This window comes from uncultured Thiohalocapsa sp., from assembly GCF_913062725.1.
Classification (GTDB): Bacteria; Pseudomonadota; Gammaproteobacteria; order Chromatiales; family Chromatiaceae; genus Thiohalocapsa.
This window is the reverse complement of the sequence record NZ_CAJXWY010000119.1, coordinates 1-3,734: the sequence shown is the minus strand read 5'-3', so window position 1 is coordinate 3,734 and position 3,734 is coordinate 1. Positions and strand designations below refer to the sequence as shown.

At 68.5% G+C, this 3,734-nt stretch carries 5 protein-coding genes; 4 read left to right on the top strand and 1 reads right to left on the bottom strand.

Going from position 1 to position 3,734, the window contains the following annotated elements:
• Positions 1–396 precede the first annotated feature (396 nt).
• The gene (locus tag QZ588_RS17850) at positions 397–693 is read right to left on the bottom strand and encodes a hypothetical protein (RefSeq protein WP_295544446.1); all 297 of its coding nucleotides are present in this window, start codon (positions 691–693) and stop codon (positions 397–399) included.
• Positions 694–917: 224 nt separating this feature from the next.
• Between QZ588_RS17850 and QZ588_RS17845 the strand changes: the two genes are divergently transcribed.
• The 4 genes from QZ588_RS17845 to cas2 are packed head-to-tail and all read left to right on the top strand — an operon-like array spanning position 918 to position 3,463.
• Positions 918–1,202 carry a CRISPR-associated endonuclease Cas2 gene (locus QZ588_RS17845; protein ID WP_295544444.1) on the top strand — a complete coding sequence of 95 codons (285 nt, stop codon included), beginning with the start codon at positions 918–920 and terminating at the stop codon, positions 1,200–1,202.
• Positions 1,203–1,210: 8 nt separating this feature from the next.
• Positions 1,211–2,197, top strand: a complete 987-nt coding sequence (gene cas1 / locus QZ588_RS17840) for a CRISPR-associated endonuclease Cas1 (RefSeq protein WP_295544441.1) — start codon at positions 1,211–1,213, stop codon at positions 2,195–2,197.
• Positions 2,194–3,045, top strand: coding sequence for a CRISPR-associated endonuclease Cas1 (locus tag QZ588_RS17835; RefSeq protein ID WP_295544439.1), 852 nt, complete (start codon positions 2,194–2,196; stop codon positions 3,043–3,045). Before cas1 ends, QZ588_RS17835 begins: the two co-directional genes overlap by 4 nt.
• A gap of 10 nt (positions 3,046–3,055) precedes the next feature.
• Positions 3,056–3,463 carry a CRISPR-associated endonuclease Cas2 gene (gene cas2 / locus QZ588_RS17830; protein ID WP_295544438.1) on the top strand — a complete coding sequence of 136 codons (408 nt, stop codon included), beginning with the start codon at positions 3,056–3,058 and terminating at the stop codon, positions 3,461–3,463.
• Positions 3,464–3,734: the final 271 nt, after the last annotated feature.

Genomic DNA, 3,734 nt, shown 5'->3' with positions numbered 1-3,734 from the left:
GTCCGAACTGAGACCCGATCTGAAGGGGATTAAGACTCGGTTTCAGCTTCTTTCTCAGCCGCGCGCGTCCGAACTGAGACCCAATCTGCAGGAGATGAAAACGTCGTGGCGCCATATAGCACACGCATGACTCATGGACCGCGGGCATCGAGAAGACCCAAACAGTCCTTGAGCAGGTCATGCGGCGCTCGAGCAACGTAGCGCGTGATGCGTGCACACGGATGGATGGTCCGGCGCCCTAAGACCAGGCGGTGTCGTGTGACGATGTCGTCGATGCAATCAGAGAGCAGGCAGCCCTACTGAAGAGCGCAGATTTCGATGCCGGCATGTCGTCGACATACCGCGAGCCCAGGCACCGCGTCGGCGGCGATGTGCGCCGTCGAGTTCCGAACAAGATCACGGTGGTGTGACCCGGCTTCCCGTCAGCAACACATTCAGCCAGCGCTCCCGTTCCCTCCCAGGCCGCCGGTCGGGCGTGACCCAAGTCTCCAGCTCCACCAGCGCCCGCACCTCCCGCAATAACTCGGCGATTCCCGCCTCATCCAGATCGGTAAAGCGCCTCCCGCCCTGCGCGCGCTCGCCGCGACCGTACTTAAACGCGGCAGACAGCGCTGCGTCCGGCTTGCGCGCTGCGGCCAGGCGGGCGAGCGCATCCGGCAGGCCCGCCAGCGGCAGGTGCAGCACGATGCCCACCGGGCGGTCTGCTCATTGCCATGTCCCCCGCTGATACTGGGGCGGTGGGTCGGCAACTTGCACCAATGCAGATTGGTCATGATCACCGCAGCGGGGCCACCGCCGCCGAGCTGCGCAGCCTGGGCGTCAAGCACCAAGCGTCAATGCTTTACGGTCCTGCGCGCACACCGGCGGCAAGCTTGCCGCCCCGGCGCTGGCGGCGGCCCGGGGGTAGTCTGGCGTGCATGTCACAACGTCAACTCTTCATCGCCGCCTACGACGTCTCCAGCGACCTGCGCCTGCGCGAGGCCCTGAAGGTGCTCAAGGGCTATGCCAGCGGCCGGCAGAAATCGGTATTCGAGTGCTTCCTCACCGACGCCGAGCGCTGCGCGCTGCTCTCGGAAGTGGCCACGGTGCTCGACGCCGTGGAAGACCGCTTCTTGCTGTTGCGCCTGGAGCCGCGGGGCAAGGTGCGCGTGCGTGGCAAGGGCCTCAAGCCCGTGGATCCACCCTGGTTTTACGTCGGATAGGCACTGCGATGACCACCCTGTATCTCGATCGCCGCGACACTCGCCTCAAGCTGGAGGGCCGCGCCCTGGCCATCTACGCCGAAGACGAGCGCCGCGGCACTGTGCCGCTGCATCTGCTCGACACCGTGGTGATGCGCAGCGCCGTGCGGCTCGAGAGCAGTCTGTTGGCGCAGCTCGCCGAGGCCGGCATCGGCGTGCTGATGTTCGGCGGGCGCAACGCCAGCAAGCTGGCGGTGGTGCATGGGCGCAGCCACAACGACGGCGCCCGCCGCGTGGGCCAGCTGCGCCGGGTGGATGACGCCGCCTGGTGCCAGCGTTGGGCGCGCGTGCTGGTGCGCGGTAAGCTGCGTCGCCAGCAGCGCTTGCTCGCACAGGCGGCGACGGAGCGCCCCGATCTGCGCCAGGCACTGAGCAAAGGCCAGCAGGCCCTGGCGCAGGCGCGCCAACGTGTCGCCGCGCCGGCACTGAGCGGGCTCGACAGTCTGCGCGGCATCGAGGGCGCAGCGGCTGCGGGCTATTTCCGTGCCTACGTCGCGCTGTTCGCGCCGGAGCTGGCGTTCACCGCCCGCAATCGCCGCCCGCCGCGGGATCCGGTCAACGTGGTGCTCTCCCTGGGCTACACCCTGTTGCACTACGAAGCGGTGCGCGCCTGCTATGGCGCCGGGCTCGATCCCATCATCGGCTACTACCATCAGCTCGACTTCGGCCGCGAGTCTCTGGCCTCGGATCTGATCGAGCCGCTACGTCCGCTGGTGGATCACTGGGCTTGGACCCTGTTCCGCAATCGCGCCCTGCGGCCGGATCACTTCAGCCAGGACGGCGATGCCTGCCTGCTGGGCAAGGCCGGGCGCCAAATCTTCTATGGCAGCTGGGAGATTTTCGTGCGCCCGCACCGGCGGCTGCTGCGGCGCGGTGTGCGCAAGCTTGCGGTGGAATTGGCCGCCTCCGGCGCCGCGGCCACCACCGCGCCAACACCACAGGACAACCGCCCATGATGGTCTCCACGCTGTATCAGGCGCGGCCGCCTGAGCCGCCCGCGCACATCGCCGACGATGCCGCCCCGCTGTATATCGCCGCGGGCTCCGATACCCGCGTGCGGCTCGACCGCCGGGCCTTGAGCGTGCAGCGCGAGGCCCGTGCCGAGCAGCTGTTCCCGCTGCAGCGCATCGCCCGCGTGCACAGCAGCACCCTGGTGCAATGGAGCACCGAGGCGCTGCTGGCCTGCGCCGAGCGCGGGATCAGCGTCGTCTTTGTGCACGACGACGGCGACATCGCCGCCCGCCTGCTACCGCGCCCCGGCGCCCGCGACGAGCTGCTCCACCGCCTGCAGGATCTTATGCTGCTGCCGCACGGGCTCGATCGCTACACCCATTGGCTCGGCATGACCCGCGCCCGCATCGCCCATTGGGCCTGCAGCCGACTCGGTGCGCCGGACGGTGCCCGCGACCCCCGCAACGGCCGCGCCTGGATTGAGCACCAGGCCCAGCAATACGCCGGTGGGCGCGGCGCCGAGCGCACCCGCCAATGGCTGCGCTCACTGGCCTATCAATGGACCGCCGCGCACCTGGCCCAGCTCGGCTTTGGCCGCAATACCGAGCTGGGCCAGGCCGGTGAGCCCAGCCTGGCGCGCGATCTGTCGGAGCTGCTGATGTGGTACCTGGAGCCGCCGCGTATCGGCTGGCTGCACCGGCGCTTCGACGCCGCCCGCCACCGCGGCGAGCCCCTGCGTCTGCCGCGGCACGCCGACACCGTGCGGCTGTTCGAGTCGCGCGCGGCACGGGTGAGCAAACGCGGGCGGGACATCACCAACAGCCTGCACCGCTGGCTGGTCAGCGACACCTGAGTCCGCCGCCATGCCCCGCAATCAACGCCGCCCCTATCTGCTGGCCTACGACATCGCCGACCCCAAGCGCTTGGTCAGAGTCCATCGCAGGGTGCGCAACCATGGCCTGCCCCTGCAGTATTCTGTGTTTCTGGTGGTGGGCACCACGCACGACCTGGATCGGCTGCTGGCCGAGCTGGACGACATCATCCAGCCCAACGAAGATGATATCCGCGTCTACCCATTGCCGCTGACCTTCGACGCCCACGCCTACGGCCGGCAATGGCTGCCCGCGGGCGTGGATGTGCCCCACGACGCGAGCATGGCGCAGGCTCTGCTGGCCATGGTGGCGGAGCAGGATGCGCGCGCCGCGGCGCAGGGCGCCGCCTCACCAGGCGCATCGCGTCGCCGCCGCAAGCGCCGAAATGGACGTGCGTAGCAGCGCCGGCACCGTAGCGCATCCCGGTCAGCCAGCCCCAGGCGCAGTCACGCCCATGCGCGCCGGTCATGACCTTCAGCCCGAGCCCTGATCCGGGCTGCCACAACACCGCACCGACCATCCGCACGGCCACAAGCGCGTGTGCTTGACGCCAGGAATCCGTCTTCTCTAACATCCACCACGCGACCACCGCGCTACAGGACACTGCACGTGAACTTTTCGGTTCCCGGATTTTTCTTCAACCCCCTCTGCAAGTTGCTGAAAATAAAGG